Source organism: Aeromonas sp. CD (genome assembly GCF_033349375.1).
Taxonomy (GTDB): Bacteria; Pseudomonadota; Gammaproteobacteria; order Enterobacterales; family Aeromonadaceae; genus Aeromonas; species Aeromonas hydrophila.
This window is the reverse complement of sequence record NZ_CP137631.1, coordinates 4,856,676-4,870,892: the sequence shown is the minus strand read 5'-3', so window position 1 is coordinate 4,870,892 and position 14,217 is coordinate 4,856,676. Positions and strand designations below refer to the sequence as shown.

The following is a 14,217-nucleotide window of genomic DNA, read 5'->3' as shown; positions in this document are numbered from 1 at the left end:
TACCGTTGCAAAACATGCTGGAAAGATTGAACGGCCTGCTCATGCAGGCCGGAATTGTTATCACCGATACCCAAAAGACCCAGTTGGTTCAGCTTGTCGAGTTGCTGCACAAGTGGAACAAGGCTTACAATCTCACCTCGGTACGAGATCCGGACGCCATGCTGGTCAAGCATATCCTCGACAGCCTGGTGGTGAGCCAGCACCTGCACGGTGAACGCTTCATCGATGTGGGCACCGGCCCGGGCCTGCCCGGCCTGCCGCTGGCGATCATCAACCCGGACAAGCAATTCGTGCTGCTGGACAGCCTGGGCAAGCGGATCAACTTCATCCGCCAGGTGATCCTGGAGCTGGGCTTGACCAACGTAACGCCGGTCAAATCCAGGGTCGAGGAGTATCAGCCCGAGATCGGATTTGACGGCGTGCTGAGCCGGGCATTCGCCTCGCTGGAAGACATGCTGAACTGGTGTCACCATCTGCCGTCGGCCCAGGGCAGCTTCCTGGCGCTCAAGGGACAATTCCCCGAGCAGGAGCTGGCCCAGTTGCCCGCCAACATCCATCTGGTCGCCTCCCATCAACTGGTGGTACCGGAGCTGGAAGGCGAACGTCATCTGCTGGAATTCAAACATATCCAGCCCGAATAGGGTCGCAGTTTCATTTAGGGGACAGTGTGGGAAAAGTCATCGCCATAGCCAACCAGAAGGGTGGAGTGGGTAAAACCACCACCTGTGTGAACTTGGCCGCCTCCATGGCCGCTACCCGCCGCAAGGTGCTGGTGATCGATCTGGATCCGCAGGGCAATGCCACCATGGGCAGCGGTGTCGACAAGTACGACGTCGAGCGCACCGCCTATGAGCTGCTGATCGAGGACGCCCCCATCGGCGAGGTGATCATCCCCGAAACCTCCGGGGGCTATCACCTGATCGCCGCCAACGCCGATGTGACCGCAGCCGAAATCCGGCTGATGGAATTCTTCGCCCGCGAGATCCGCCTGCGCAATGCGCTGGCCTCGGTACGGGACAAATACGACTACGTCTTCATCGACTGCCCGCCTTCTCTCAACATGCTGACCGTCAACGCCATGGCCGCCGCCGATTCCGTGCTGGTGCCCATGCAGTGCGAATACTATGCGCTGGAAGGGCTCACCGCCCTGGTCGACACCATCAGCAAGCTGGCAGCCGTGGTCAATCCGGAGCTGAAGATCGAGGGGGTGCTGCGCACCATGTTCGATCACCGCAACCGGCTGGCCAATGATGTGTCCGATCAGCTTAAACAGCACTTCGGGGACAAGGTCTATCGCACCATCATTCCCCGCAACGTAAGACTGGCTGAGGCACCGAGCTTCGGTGCGCCGGCCATGCACTATGACAAATCATCGGTGGGCGCCAAGGCCTATCTGGCTCTGGCTGGCGAGATCCTGCGCCGTCAGGAGCAGGAACGTCAGGTGACCATCGCAGACCGAGAGAGCATATGACGCCGAAAAAACGTGGGCTGGGCAAGGGGCTGGATGCTCTGCTCAGCACCAGCACGGCCGCGCGCCAGAAACAGGTGATGAGCGACCAGCGCACCGAGCAGGCCATGGCCCCGACCAACCAGGGCGAGCTGCGCAAGCTGCCGGTGGAGTGGCTGCAATCCGGCAAGTACCAGCCACGCAAGGATATGTCGCAGGATGCGCTGGAAGATCTGGCCAACTCCATCCGTGCCCAGGGGGTGATCCAGCCCATCGTGGTGCGTCCGCTCGGCGAGCACTCCTTCGAAATCATCGCCGGCGAGCGGCGCTGGCGCGCCTCCCAGCTGGCCCGCCTCGAGGTGGTGCCCTGCCTGGTCAAGGACGTGCCTGACGAGGCGGCCGTCGCCATCGCGCTGATTGAGAACATCCAGCGCGAAGATCTCAATGCCATCGAAGAGGCGGTCGCCCTGCAGCGGCTGCTGACCGAATTCGAACTGACCCACCAGCAGGTGGCCGAGGCGGTGGGCAAGTCCCGCACCACGGTCACCAACCTGCTGCGCCTCAATCAGCTCAACGACGACGTGAAGCGCTTCGTCGAGCACGGCGACCTCGACATGGGTCATGCCCGTGCCCTGCTGGCCCTGAGCGGCCAGGCTCAGTCCGAACTGGCGAAACTGGTGGCTCAGAAAGGGCTGACAGTGCGAGATACCGAGAAGCTGGTGCAAAAAGCGCTGGAACCGGCAAAAGCCAAAGTCGAGCCCGTCCGTGATCCCCAGTTTGGTTATCTCGAGCGCCAGATTTCAGAAAAAATTGGCAATCAGGTACAACTTCAGCCGGGAAAACAGGATAGCGGTAAGTTAGTAATAAGTTACGAGAACTTGGCGGATTTGGACCGGGTATTGGGCTATTTTGGCCTGTCAGAAACGTGATTTTTACGCTTTTTGTAGTAATAAAACATCCATTCCTTTTGATATGAACATAACCTTAATTCTGTGCGGAAAGCCGCAAAAATTAAGGATTTTTGCCATGTTGCAATAGCTGTCTTCAAGGGTATAATTTGACCGGCTTTTTGGGCTGTAAACGCGGGGTCTTCGGATCCCGATTTTTTACAGTTCTGTAATGTTCAGGGGTAGGTTGGTGAAGCAGAAAATAGCCTTGGAAGGTTTAACGCTGGCCTTGGCTATGCTCGTTTGTCAGCTCGTCCTGATCCTGGCGATCAGTACCGTCTGGTTTTACCAGACCGGTGCGTTTGCCGGACGCTCCTCCCTCTTCGGGGGGGGCATGTACTGGGTTCCTCAAGCCCTGTTCACGCTCTGGGTTCTGCGCCGCAAGGTGACGAAGGAGAGCGTGGGCCTGGTTCTGCGGGACTTTTATGGTGGGGCAGGGATTAAGCTCATTACTACAACAGGACTTTTCGCCCTGATGTTTGGCGCCGGGATCGAGGTCGATACCGTCTCGTTCTTCGCCACTTATATCCTCGCCCTCGTTGTACAGTGGATAGTCTCATTCACGCTTAACAACCACTATTAGGAAAACTCATGTCTGCAACCGGAGAAGTCCTGACTCCTCAGGGATATATCTCCCACCATCTGACCCATCTGCAAGTCGGGTCTGGGTTCTGGACGGTGAATATCGATTCCATGATATTTTCCGTCTTGCTAGGCGCTCTGTTTATCTGGTCGTTCCGCCGTGTCGCCGTCAAGGCTACCAGCGGTGTGCCCGGCAAACTGCAGTGCTTTGTGGAGATGCTGGTCGAGTTTGTGAGTGGTAACGTCAAGGACATCTTTCACGGTCGTAACAAGGTCATCGCACCTTTGGGCCTGACGGTGTTCGTGTGGATCTTCCTGATGAACCTGATGGATCTGATCCCCGTTGACTTTATCCCCCACGCTGCACAGTTGATGGGTGTTCCCTATCTGCGTGTGGTTCCCTCTGCTGACGTTAACATCACCATGTCCATGGCTTTGGGCGTGTTCTTCTTGATCCTGTACTACAGCATCAAGGTCAAGGGTATCGGCGGGTTCGTGAAGGAGCTGACGCTTCAGCCTTTCAACCACCCGGCGGCCATCCCGGTTAACCTCATCCTGGAAACTGTTACGCTGATTTCCAAACCTGTTTCTCTGGGTCTTCGACTGTTCGGCAACATGTATGCTGGCGAACTGATCTTTATCCTGATTGCGGGTTTGCTACCCTGGTGGTCACAGTGGATCCTGTCCGTGCCTTGGGCAATTTTCCACATCCTGATCATCACTTTGCAGGCGTTTATCTTCATGGTGCTGACCATCGTATATCTGTCGATGGCACAAGAAGACCATGGTTGATGCAACTCAAATAATCCTTTTTATACAATCAATTACATCTAAATAAATGGAGATCCTCATGGAAAACTTGAACATGGACCTGCTGTACATCGCTGCTGCAATGATGATGGGTCTGGCGGCTATCGGCGCGTCCATCGGTATCGGTATCCTGGGTGGCAAGTTCCTGGAAGGCGCTGCTCGTCAACCTGACCTGATCCCTGTTCTGCGTACCCAGTTCTTCATCGTGATGGGTCTGGTGGATGCGATCCCGATGATCGCCGTTGGTCTGGGTCTGTACGTGATGTTTGCGGTTGCTGGCTAAGTCTCAACGACTCCCGGACATAACCCATTAACTAACTAAGAGGACATAGGCTGTGAATATCAACGCCACCCTCCTCGGCCAAGCAATTGCTTTTTTCATCTTCGTAGTGTTTTGCATGAAGTACGTATGGCCGCCGCTGATGGCAGCCATCGAAGCCCGTCAGAAAGCCATTGCTGACGGTCTCTCTTCCGCGGAGCGTGCCAAGAAAGATCTGGATTTGGCCAAGGCCAACGCCACCGATCAGCTGAAAGAAGCCAAGCTCCAGGCTGCAGAAATCATTGAACAGGCTAACAAACGTAAAGCCCAGATCATTGATGAGGCTGCTGCCGGTGCCCACTCTGAGCGGGAAAAAATCCTGGCTCAGGGCCGTGCCGAGATCGAAGCTGAACGTCATCGTGCCAAAGAAGAACTGCGTAAGCAGGTTGCTGCTCTTGCCATTGCTGGTGCAGAGAAGATCCTGGCGCGTCAAATCGACCAGGCTGCCAACAGCGACATCGTCGACAAACTGGTAGCAGAACTGTAACGGGAACGGGGCTATGTCTGAACTGACTACAATCGCTCGCCCCTACGCCAAGGCTGCTTTCGAGTTTGCCGTTGAGCACAAGGCGGTTGACCAGTGGCTGGGGATGCTCGGCTTCGCTGCACAAGTAGCGGAGAACGAGACCATCCACAACCTGGTAAACGGCTCTGTGGCTGCTGAAGAACTGGCAAGTATCTTTGTCGGTATCTGCGGTGAGCAACTCGACGAGCATGGTCAGAACCTGATCCGGGTGATGGCTGAGAATGGTCGCTTGGGTGTGCTGCCGGCGGTCGTTGCTGAATTCGTCGCGTTCAAGGCTGAACTGGATAAAGAAGTTCAGGCTGACGTGATTTCGGCGATCGAACTGACCGACCAGCAGAAAGCCAATATTCAGGCTTCTCTGGAACAACGTCTCGCGCGCAAAGTGAAGCTGAATTGCAGCATGGATGCGTCCTTGATGGCCGGGGTGCTCATCAAGGCCGGTGATCTGGTTATCGACGGTACAGTCCGCGGTAAGCTGGATCGCATGGCTGACGCGCTGCAATCTTGATTGGGGTATTAGAGCATGCAACTGAATTCCACTGAAATCGCCGAGCTGATCAAGCAGCGCATTGCGCAGTTTGATATCAAGAGCGAAGCGCGTAACGAAGGTACCATCGTCTCTGTGAGCGACGGCATCATTCGTATTCACGGCCTGGCCGATGCCATGCAAGGTGAGATGATCGAGCTGCCGGGCAACCGCTACGCTCTGGCATTGAACCTGGAGCGTGACTCCGTCGGTGCGGTGATCATGGGTTCCTATGACGGTCTGTCAGAAGGAATGAAAGTAAAAGGGACTGGCCGCATTCTGGAAGTGCCGGTCGGTCGTGGTCTGTTGGGCCGGGTGTTGAACACCCTGGGTCAGCCGATCGACGGTAAAGGTCCAATCGACAACGACGGCTTCTCGCCGATCGAAGTGATTGCACCGGGCGTTATCGAGCGTAAGTCTGTTGACCAGCCGGTCCAGACCGGTCTGAAAGCCATCGATGCCATGATCCCTATCGGTCGTGGCCAGCGTGAGCTGATCATCGGTGACCGTCAGGTTGGTAAGACCGCCATCGCGATCGACACCATCATCAACCAGAAAGACTCCGGCATTAAGTGTGTCTACGTTGCGATTGGCCAGAAGGCCTCCACCATCGCCAACGTGGTGCGCAAGCTGGAAGAGCACGGCGCCCTGGCCAACACCATCGTGGTGGTTGCCTCTGCTTCCGAAGCTGCCGCTCTGCAGTACCTGGCTCCGTATGCCGGCTGCTCCATGGGTGAGTACTTCCGTGACCGCGGTGAAGACGCGCTGATCATCTATGATGACCTGTCCAAGCAGGCCGTAGCTTATCGCCAGATCTCCCTGCTGCTGCGCCGTCCGCCAGGACGTGAAGCTTACCCGGGTGACGTTTTCTATCTGCACTCCCGTCTGCTGGAGCGTGCTGCTCGCGTCAACGCCGAGTACGTAGAGAAGTTCACCAATGGTGCCGTGAAAGGCCAGACCGGTTCCCTGACCGCGCTGCCGATCATCGAAACCCAGGCGGGTGACGTATCTGCATTCGTACCGACCAACGTGATCTCCATCACCGATGGTCAGATCTTCCTGACCTCACAGCTGTTCAACTCCGGTATTCGTCCGGCGGTTGACCCGGGTATCTCCGTATCCCGTGTGGGCGGTGCTGCTCAGACCAAGATCGTCAAGAAGCTGTCCGGTGGTATCCGTACCGCGCTGGCCCAGTATCGCGAACTGGCGGCATTCGCCCAGTTCTCCTCCGATCTGGACGACGCAACCCGCAAGCAGCTGGACCACGGTCAGAAAGTGACCGAGCTGATGAAGCAGAAACAGTACTCTCCGCTGAGCGTGGCTCACCAGTCTTTGGTGCTGTTCGCCGCGGAAAAAGGCTATCTCTCCGATGTCGAGCTGAACAAGATCGTCGACTTCGAAGCCGCTCTGCTCTCTTACGCCAATACCCAGCATGCTGAGCTGATGGCTGAAATCAATGCCAAGGCCGACTACAACGACGCGATCGTTGGCAAGCTGACTGCGTTGCTGGATGACTTCAAGGCAACCCAGACCTGGTAAGCGTGTGTGGCAGCGCGAGCTGCCACCTGATGGAGAGTAAGAGATGGCCGGCGCAAAAGAGATACGTAACAAGATCGGGAGTGTGAAAAACACTCAGAAGATCACCGGCGCTATGGAAATGGTGGCAGCAAGCAAGATGCGCCGTGCGCAAGATCGCATGTCTGCCAGCCGTCCGTACGCTGAAACCATGCGCAAGGTGATCGGCCATATCGCTCAGGGGAACTTGGAATACAAGCACCCCTACCTCATCGAACGTGAGGTCAAGCGAGTGGGTTACATCGTCGTCTCCACCGACCGTGGCCTGTGTGGCGGTTTGAACATCAACCTGTTCAAGGCTGCCCTCAATGATATGAAGCAATGGAGCGCGAAAGGAGCCAAGGTTGACCTGGCTCTGATCGGCAACAAGGCCTCCAACTTCTTTGAACGGCACGGCGCCAAGGTGAAAGCTCACGTCGCAGGACTGGGCGATAACCCGAGCGTCAATGACCTGATTGGTTCAGTCAAGGTCATGCTGAAGGCTTACGACAACGGTGAGATTGACAGGCTGTACCTGGTGTACAACAAGTTCGTCAACACCATGGTTCAGCAACCACGAGTCGATCAACTGCTGCCTTTGCCCGTAACTGAAGACAGCAAGCTCGCCAAGAAAAACCACTGGGATTACCTCTATGAGCCGGATCCCAAGCAACTGCTGGATACCCTGCTGATTCGCTACGTCGAATCCCAGGTCTACCAGGGTGTGGTAGAAAACTTGGCAAGTGAACAGGCAGCCCGAATGGTTGCCATGCAAGCCGCGACTGACAACGCCGGTAACCTGATTAACGATCTGCAACTGGTATACAACAAGGCCCGTCAGGCCAGTATTACCCAGGAACTGACAGAGATCGTATCCGGTGCTGCTGCGGTGTAAGGCAAGGGTTATCAAAGGTTTAGAGGATTTGACATGAGTAACGGTTTCATCGTCCAAATCATCGGCGCTGTGGTGGACATTGAGTTCCCGCAAGATGCCGTGCCCCAGGTGTACGATGCACTGAAGGTTGTCAGCGAAGGTCAAGGCCAGGGTCTGGTGCTGGAAGTTCAGCAACAGATCGGTGGCGGCGTCGTTCGTTGCATCACCATGGGCTCCTCCGACGGTCTGCGTCGTGGGTTGGAAGTAGTGAATAGCGGTAAATCCATCCAGGTGCCGGTCGGTGTATCGACTCTGGGTCGGATCATGAACGTACTGGGCGATCCGATCGACGAAAAAGGTCCGATCGGTGAAGAAGAGCGTTGGTCCATCCACCGCGCGGCTCCCAGCTACGAAGATCAGTCCAACAGCAACGACCTGCTGGAGACCGGCATCAAGGTTATCGACCTGGTATGCCCGTTCGCCAAGGGTGGTAAGGTTGGTCTGTTCGGTGGTGCCGGTGTAGGCAAGACCGTCAACATGATGGAGCTGATCCGTAACATCGCGATCGAACACAGCGGTTACTCCGTGTTCGCCGGTGTAGGTGAGCGTACCCGTGAGGGTAACGACTTCTACCACGAGATGATGGAGTCCAACGTACTGGACAAAGTATCTCTGGTTTACGGTCAGATGAACGAGCCGCCCGGAAACCGTCTGCGCGTGGCGCTGACCGGTCTGACCATGGCCGAGAAGTTCCGTGACGAAGGTCGTGACGTGCTGTTCTTCGTGGACAACATCTACCGTTACACCCTGGCCGGTACCGAGGTATCCGCACTGCTGGGCCGTATGCCTTCCGCAGTAGGTTACCAGCCGACCCTGGCCGAGGAGATGGGTGTTCTGCAGGAGCGCATCACCTCCACCAAGACCGGTTCCATCACCTCCGTACAGGCCGTTTACGTGCCTGCGGATGACTTGACCGACCCGTCTCCGGCGACCACCTTCGCCCACCTGGATGCGACCGTCGTACTGTCCCGTCAGATCGCGGCACTGGGTATCTACCCGGCCGTTGACCCGCTGGACTCCACCTCCCGTCAGCTGGATCCGCTGGTGGTTGGCAAGGAGCACTACGAGACTGCTCGTGGCGTTCAGACCGTGCTGCAGCGCTACAAAGAGCTGAAGGACATCATCGCCATCCTGGGTATGGATGAACTGTCAGAAGAAGACAAACTGACTGTAGCCCGTGCCCGTAAGATCGAGCGTTTCCTGTCCCAGCCGTTCTTCGTGGCAGAAGTGTTTACCGGTTCCCCGGGCAAATACGTGCCGCTGAAAGAGACCATCCGTGGTTTCCAGGGCATCCTGAAAGGCGAGTACGACGATCTGCCGGAGCAGGCGTTTTACATGGTTGGCAGCATCGACGAAGTTGTCGAGAAAGCCAAGAAACTGTAAGCCTCGATAGGAGGGCCCATGGCAGAGATGATCTCCTTTCACCTGGACGTGGTGAGCGCTGAAGGAAAACTGTTTTCCGGTCGCGTGCAGTCCGCTCAGGTATCAGGCTCCGAAGGTGAGCTGGGTCTCCGCCACGGTCATGCTCCGTTGCTGACTGCCATCAAGCCGGGCCTGGTCCGCTTGGTGAAGCAGAATGGAACTGAAGAGGTGTTGTACATCTCCGGCGGCATGCTGGAAGTACAACCCGAAGCCGTGACCGTGCTGGCGGACACCGCTATTCGTGCCGACGATTTGGATGAGGCGAAAGCCCAGGAAGCCAAACGCGCGGCGGAAGAGCGGATCCACAGCTCCCATGGTGATATCGACTACGCCCAGGCCGCCACCGAGCTGGCCAAGGCGATGGCTCAACTGCGGGTCATCGATATCGTCAAAAAGAATTACCGTTAATAACGGTGAGGTAAAAAGCGACCTGCGGGTCGCTTTTTTTTTACTCGTTGGATAGACTCCGCCGAGTATTTCTTCATGTTCCAAAGGTCGAATTATGTCTCTCAACGTCGTGATCCTGGCTGCGGGTAAAGGTACCCGTATGCGCTCCTCCCTGCCCAAGGTGCTGCACCCGGTCGCCAACAAGCCAATGGTTTCCCATGTGATCGAGACTGCCCGCAAGGTCGGTGCCGAGCAGCTGCATCTGGTGTATGGCCACGGTGCCGAACTGCTGAAGGAGCGGATCCAGGCATCCGATCTGAACTGGGTGCTGCAGGCCCAGCAACTGGGTACCGGCCACGCCGTCGCCCAGGCTATCCCGTTCTGGCAGGACGAAGACGACGTGCTGGTGCTGTACGGCGATACCCCGCTGATCCAGCCGGAAACCCTGCAGCGGCTGCTGGCGGCCAAGGCCGCCGACGGTATGGCGCTGCTGACTGTGGTGCTGGATAACCCGACCGGCTATGGCCGCATCGTGCGCAGCAACGGCCAAGTGGTCGGCATCGTCGAGCAGAAGGATGCCAATGCCGAGCAGCTGGCGATCCGCGAAGTGAACACCGGCGTGCTGGTGGCCAACGGTGGCCAGTTGCGTCAATGGTTGTCACGTCTGGACAACAAGAATGCCCAGGGCGAGTTCTATCTGACCGACGTGATCGCCATGGCACACGGGGATAATTGCCCGATTGCTGCCGTGCATCCGGACCATGCCATGGAAGTGGAAGGGGCCAACAACCGGGTTCAGCTGGCTCAGTTGGAGCGCAGTTATCAGCAGATGCAGGCCGAGCGGCTGATGATCGCCGGTGCCACTCTGATCGACCCCCTACGCTTTGATTTACGGGGAGTTTTGGAAATTGGCGAGGAAGTGCTTATTGATGCAAATGTCATCATTGAGGGCAAGGTGGTGCTGGGCAACCACGTGCGCATCGGAGCCGGTTGCGTGCTGAAGGATTGCGTGATTGGCGACCACACCGAGGTGAAACCTTACTCCGTCATCGAGGGGGCTCAGGTGGCCGATCTGTGTTCGGTCGGCCCATTTGCCCGCTTGCGTCCTGGCGCCGTTCTGGAGCAGGATGCGCACGTTGGCAACTTCGTCGAGATGAAAAAATCCCGTCTCGGGGTCGGTTCCAAGTGTGGTCATCTTACCTATCTGGGGGATGCAGAGATCGGCGCCAAGGTGAATATCGGGGCCGGCACCATCACTTGCAACTACGACGGGGTCAACAAGTTCCAGACCATCATCGAGGACGATGTGTTCGTCGGTTCCGATACTCAATTAGTAGCGCCAGTTCGCATCGGCAAGGGAGCCACCCTGGGTGCGGGCTCTACTATTACCAAGGATGTGGGTGAGCATGAACTCGTGATTACCCGGGTACCCCAACGCCACATCCGCAATTGGGCTCGTCCGGTCAAGAAAACTGATAGGTGATATCAGTATGAAGGCCATCCATGAACAAACGAATCATCAGGCTTGCAGATGCAAGCCACAGCCTGTTTTCCCGCTTTGTCGATCTGGTGGGAATATTTATCTCCATGCTGTTGCTGTCCCGGCATTATGGTTTGCTTCATGGATTGGACGAGATGTCCCTGGCTACGCTGGGCATGGTGGTCTTCTTTCTGGTTTCCCAGAACACAGGACTCTACCGTAGTCAGGTTCGCAATCATCTGGCGCAGTCTCTGCTGCGCCTGTTCAGCACCTGGGTGCTGACCGGTTCTCTGCTTTATCTTCTTATCTGTTTCGTTCCTCTCTTCCAGCCTCATCACGCATTTACGCTGAACATAGGTCTGCTCTGGCTGTCTCTGGCCTGTCTCTCTTCTGCCTGCTATCGACTGTTGTACCGGCTGGTAACCCTCTGCTTCAGTACCCCGTCTCATGGCCGGCGCGTAGCCATCATAGGTGTCACCCCGACTGGTCTCGCCATCGAGAAATCCCTGTGGGAAAACCCGACCAACGATATCCAGATGCTGGGCTTCTTTGACGCCCGCAGTGAGGATCGCTTTGGTTACCCGACCCGTAGTCCTGTGCTGGGTGAAGTGGAAAAACTGCTGGCGTTGGCGCGTCAGGGGTTGGTGGATGAGGTCTATCTGGCCCTGCCACTGACGGCCAGGGATCGCATCAATCACTATCTGTACGAGCTGTCAGATACCACGGTCGACACCTATCTGGTGCCCGATTTCTATGAGTACAGCCTGACTGTTTCCCAAATAAAACGGGTGGGCGACATCTATACCTTCAGCGTGTTCGATTCCCCCTTCGAGGGGGGCTCGGCCCTGCTCAAGCGGATCGAGGATCTGGTGCTGGGTTCGCTCATTCTGCTGCTCATCTCCCCCGTCATGGTGCTGGTGGCGTTGGGGGTTCGTCTCTCCTCCCCGGGACCCGTCCTGTTCAAGCAGGATCGCTACGGCCTGGGCGGCAAGCGGATTCGGGTATGGAAATTTCGATCCATGCGGGTCATGGAGAATGATGCCGTGGTGACTCAGGCCACCAGGGAGGATCGCAGAGTGACCCGTTTCGGTGCCTTTCTCCGTCGTACCTCGCTGGATGAATTGCCGCAGTTTTTCAATGTGATCCAGGGCTCCATGTCCATTGTCGGTCCCCGTCCCCACGCGGTGGCTCACAACGAACAGTATCGCACTTTGGTGGATCGCTACATGCTCCGCCACAAGGTCAAGCCTGGTATCACAGGCCTGGCTCAGATAAGCGGATTTCGTGGCGAAACCGATACCCTCGACAAGATGGAAATGCGGATAAAGTTCGATCTCAAGTACATCCAGTACTGGTCGCTCGGACTGGATCTCAAGATCATTTTCCTGACCGTGTTCAAGGGGTTCACTGGTGCATCGGCTTACTAGCCTGGTTTGCGCCGGACTGCTGCTCTCCCCCTCTCTTTCAGTCCGTGCCGACGTCACTCCCGTATCGCATCAGGGGCCGCTTGGCCTGGCGATCCAGATCGAGGTGGAGAGCCGTCATGGTCATGACAGCAACCTGCTGTGGCAGCGTGAGAGTCATCAGGCGATCGATTCCGATTTCATCGGGATCGCCCCGGAATTCCGGATGGTGGGCGAGCGGGGTCTGGATCGCTATCAGCTGAGCTACCAGGGCGACTATCGCCGTTATGACGGCAGCCGGGCCGATGACTATGCGGATCATCAACTTCAGCTCGATGGCAGCTGGCGTTTCTCCCTGCGCAACGCCTTTCAGCTGATGTACCAGTATCGGTTGGGTCACGAGGCGCGTGGCGAGGGCCTTACCGAAGGCTTCCTGCTGCAGGGCGACGAGGGGGATGCCACATTTGGCTGGTTCAACATCGCCGAGCCGTTGCGCTTCAGGCGCACCGAGCTGGGCGGGCGTTACAGTTATGGCGCCCCCGAGGCCAGAGGCAAGCTGGAGCTGGCCTGGTCCCGCAAGGCGATGCGCTATGCAGACAAGCTGCACTATCTGAATGGGTTTGAGCGCTACGTGACCGAGCAGGAGTGGCAGGAGAACACGGCCATCGCCGAGCTGTTCGATCAGGTCAGCCATGTCAGCCGTTTTCGCTACACCCTGCAGGCCAACCTGCGGCGCTACCCTGCTAACCCGAACAAGGACTCTGACGAGTTTTTTCTCATCACAGGGGTGATGAGCCAGCTGACCGGCAAGACCCGGATCGATGCCAATATCGGCGGGATCTACAAGCGTTTCATCAACGATCCGCAGGCGGAGAGCTTCAGAGGACTGAACTGGGATCTGCGTCTGGGATGGCAACCACTCGACTACAGCAACTTCGCGCTGATCTCCAGCCGCACCATCCGTGATCCCGGCGGTGACGGCGGCTATGTCAGCAGCCAGCAATATGGCGCCGAGTGGCAGCACTACTGGTCAGCCAGGGTGGCGACCACGCTCTCTTACCAGGATATCCACGATGACTATCACCAGTCGGTTGTCTGTGGTCAAGACCCTCGCCACCGTCAGGATGAGATCCACCGCTGGGGCATGGGGCTCAGCTATGACCTACGCCCCTCCATCAACCTGGGGTTGAGCTATCAGCTGGCCGATGCCACGTCCAGTTTCAGTGGACAACCCATCGAGATCGGCAGTGGCTCTGGGTCAGCCTGCTACGGGCGGGCGCTGGGTTATGACAAACAACAGCTTTCTCTTTCACTCAAGGTAGCCATTTAACATGAACAAAAGCGTGATGGTGCTTCTGCTTGGCTGCTTGTTCAGCCTGTCAGGCTGGGCCGGTCAAGACCCCTTGAACACCCAGCAGATCTATCGTCTGGCTGCGGGAGACGAGGTGGAGATCCGGGTCTATGGCGAGCCTGACCTGTCGATGAAGTTCAGGATCGATACCAGCGGCCATGCCAATTATCCCTACCTGGGGCAGGTACTGCTGATGGGGCGTACCACGGCGGAGGTCGCGGATTTCCTGGCGCATGGCCTCAAGCGAGGGGTATTGCGCGACCCCATGGTGACGGTGAATGTGACCACCTTCCGTCAGGTGTTCGTTGCGGGCGAGGTGGCGCAGCCTGGTGGCTATGAATATCAGCCCGGGTTGACGGTGGAGAAGGCGGTGGCACTGGCGGGAGGATTCACCGATCGGGCGGCTCGGCGCGACATCAGCTTGCGCCTCAACGGCGACGACAGGTTGCTGGAAGAGGTGAGTCTGCAGCAGCGGCTCAATCCCGGCGACATCATCACCATAGAACAAAGCTTCTTCTGAATCAGGACT

General features: G+C 57.1%; 16 protein-coding genes. All 16 read left to right on the top strand.

All coding sequences use genetic code 11. From position 1 onward, the window contains the following. Nucleotides 1-14: 14 nt before the first annotated feature. The 16 genes from rsmG to R2E40_RS22770 all read left to right on the top strand — a co-directional run bounded on the left by rsmG (nt 15) and on the right by R2E40_RS22770 (nt 14,208). Nucleotides 15-641 (top strand): 16S rRNA (guanine(527)-N(7))-methyltransferase RsmG, encoded by a 627-nt coding sequence (rsmG, locus tag R2E40_RS22845; protein ID WP_044801258.1) that lies wholly within the window; start codon nt 15-17, stop codon nt 639-641. Between the two features lie 26 nt (nt 642-667). After that, nucleotides 668-1,471 carry a ParA family protein gene (locus R2E40_RS22840; protein WP_011707916.1) on the top strand — a complete coding sequence of 268 codons (804 nt, stop codon included), beginning with the start codon at nt 668-670 and terminating at the stop codon, nt 1,469-1,471. After that, nucleotides 1,468-2,376, top strand: a complete 909-nt coding sequence (locus tag R2E40_RS22835) for a ParB/RepB/Spo0J family partition protein (RefSeq protein WP_011707915.1) — start codon at nt 1,468-1,470, stop codon at nt 2,374-2,376. Before R2E40_RS22840 ends, R2E40_RS22835 begins: the two co-directional genes overlap by 4 nt. A 190-nt stretch (nt 2,377-2,566) precedes the next feature. Continuing rightward, nucleotides 2,567-2,977 (top strand): ATP synthase subunit I, encoded by a 411-nt coding sequence (locus tag R2E40_RS22830; protein WP_017410469.1) that lies wholly within the window; start codon nt 2,567-2,569, stop codon nt 2,975-2,977. 8 nt (nt 2,978-2,985) lie between these two features. Continuing rightward, nucleotides 2,986-3,768 carry a F0F1 ATP synthase subunit A gene (atpB, locus tag R2E40_RS22825; RefSeq protein WP_011707913.1) on the top strand — a complete coding sequence of 261 codons (783 nt, stop codon included), beginning with the start codon at nt 2,986-2,988 and terminating at the stop codon, nt 3,766-3,768. 58 nt (nt 3,769-3,826) lie between these two features. Then, nucleotides 3,827-4,069 carry a F0F1 ATP synthase subunit C gene (atpE, locus tag R2E40_RS22820; protein ID WP_005307205.1) on the top strand — a complete coding sequence of 81 codons (243 nt, stop codon included), beginning with the start codon at nt 3,827-3,829 and terminating at the stop codon, nt 4,067-4,069. A gap of 52 nt (nt 4,070-4,121) precedes the next feature. Further along, a complete protein-coding gene (gene atpF / locus R2E40_RS22815; protein ID WP_011707912.1) occupies nt 4,122-4,592 on the top strand; it encodes a F0F1 ATP synthase subunit B in 471 nt (156 codons plus the stop codon). 13 nt (nt 4,593-4,605) lie between these two features. Then, entirely contained in the window at nt 4,606-5,139 is a 534-nt protein-coding gene (gene atpH, locus R2E40_RS22810) for a F0F1 ATP synthase subunit delta (protein WP_011707911.1), read from the top strand. Nucleotides 5,140-5,154: 15 nt separating this feature from the next. After that, a complete protein-coding gene (gene atpA / locus R2E40_RS22805) occupies nt 5,155-6,696 on the top strand; it encodes a F0F1 ATP synthase subunit alpha (protein ID WP_011707910.1) in 1,542 nt (513 codons plus the stop codon). Between the two features lie 43 nt (nt 6,697-6,739). Then, complete coding sequence (gene atpG, locus R2E40_RS22800; protein ID WP_042066452.1) at nt 6,740-7,606, top strand: F0F1 ATP synthase subunit gamma; 867 nt, start codon at nt 6,740-6,742, stop codon at nt 7,604-7,606. Between the two features lie 33 nt (nt 7,607-7,639). Then, the gene (gene atpD, locus R2E40_RS22795) at nt 7,640-9,028 is read left to right on the top strand and encodes a F0F1 ATP synthase subunit beta (RefSeq protein ID WP_005307215.1); all 1,389 of its coding nucleotides are present in this window, start codon (nt 7,640-7,642) and stop codon (nt 9,026-9,028) included. A gap of 18 nt (nt 9,029-9,046) precedes the next feature. Continuing rightward, nucleotides 9,047-9,475: a F0F1 ATP synthase subunit epsilon gene (locus tag R2E40_RS22790; RefSeq protein WP_005307217.1), complete on the top strand. Its 429-nt coding sequence runs from the start codon at nt 9,047-9,049 to the stop codon at nt 9,473-9,475. Nucleotides 9,476-9,569: 94 nt separating this feature from the next. Further along, complete coding sequence (glmU, locus tag R2E40_RS22785) at nt 9,570-10,937, top strand: bifunctional UDP-N-acetylglucosamine diphosphorylase/glucosamine-1-phosphate N-acetyltransferase GlmU (RefSeq protein WP_039214125.1); 1,368 nt, start codon at nt 9,570-9,572, stop codon at nt 10,935-10,937. A gap of 20 nt (nt 10,938-10,957) precedes the next feature. Then, nucleotides 10,958-12,361 (top strand): undecaprenyl-phosphate glucose phosphotransferase, encoded by a 1,404-nt coding sequence (locus tag R2E40_RS22780; protein ID WP_318164447.1) that lies wholly within the window; start codon nt 10,958-10,960, stop codon nt 12,359-12,361. Further along, on the top strand, nt 12,345-13,667 hold the full coding sequence (locus R2E40_RS22775; protein ID WP_318164446.1) for an outer membrane beta-barrel protein: 1,323 nt from the start codon (nt 12,345-12,347) through the stop codon (nt 13,665-13,667). The genes R2E40_RS22780 and R2E40_RS22775 overlap by 17 nt, the downstream gene beginning before the upstream one ends. Before the next feature lies 1 nt (nt 13,668). Then, nucleotides 13,669-14,208, top strand: coding sequence for a polysaccharide biosynthesis/export family protein (locus R2E40_RS22770; protein ID WP_043164346.1), 540 nt, complete (start codon nt 13,669-13,671; stop codon nt 14,206-14,208). Nucleotides 14,209-14,217 lie beyond the last annotated feature (9 nt).

Bases quoted from the DNA above. Each gene is read 5' to 3' on its own strand.
- rsmG (WP_044801258.1), top strand. From the start codon at position 15: ATGCTGGAAAGATTGAACGGCCTGCTCATGCAGGCCGGAATTGTTATC.
- R2E40_RS22790 (WP_005307217.1), top strand. From the start codon at position 9,047: ATGGCAGAGATGATCTCCTTTCACCTGGACGTGGTGAGCGCTGAAGGA.
- R2E40_RS22830 (WP_017410469.1), top strand. From the start codon at position 2,567: ATGTTCAGGGGTAGGTTGGTGAAGCAGAAAATAGCCTTGGAAGGTTTA.
- R2E40_RS22770 (WP_043164346.1), top strand. From the start codon at position 13,669: ATGAACAAAAGCGTGATGGTGCTTCTGCTTGGCTGCTTGTTCAGCCTG.
- glmU (WP_039214125.1), top strand. From the start codon at position 9,570: ATGTCTCTCAACGTCGTGATCCTGGCTGCGGGTAAAGGTACCCGTATG.
- atpG (WP_042066452.1), top strand. From the start codon at position 6,740: ATGGCCGGCGCAAAAGAGATACGTAACAAGATCGGGAGTGTGAAAAAC.
- atpD (WP_005307215.1), top strand. From the start codon at position 7,640: ATGAGTAACGGTTTCATCGTCCAAATCATCGGCGCTGTGGTGGACATT.
- R2E40_RS22780 (WP_318164447.1), top strand. From the start codon at position 10,958: ATGAACAAACGAATCATCAGGCTTGCAGATGCAAGCCACAGCCTGTTT.
- R2E40_RS22835 (WP_011707915.1), top strand. From the start codon at position 1,468: ATGACGCCGAAAAAACGTGGGCTGGGCAAGGGGCTGGATGCTCTGCTC.
- atpH (WP_011707911.1), top strand. From the start codon at position 4,606: ATGTCTGAACTGACTACAATCGCTCGCCCCTACGCCAAGGCTGCTTTC.
- atpE (WP_005307205.1), top strand. From the start codon at position 3,827: ATGGAAAACTTGAACATGGACCTGCTGTACATCGCTGCTGCAATGATG.
- atpB (WP_011707913.1), top strand. From the start codon at position 2,986: ATGTCTGCAACCGGAGAAGTCCTGACTCCTCAGGGATATATCTCCCAC.
- atpA (WP_011707910.1), top strand. From the start codon at position 5,155: ATGCAACTGAATTCCACTGAAATCGCCGAGCTGATCAAGCAGCGCATT.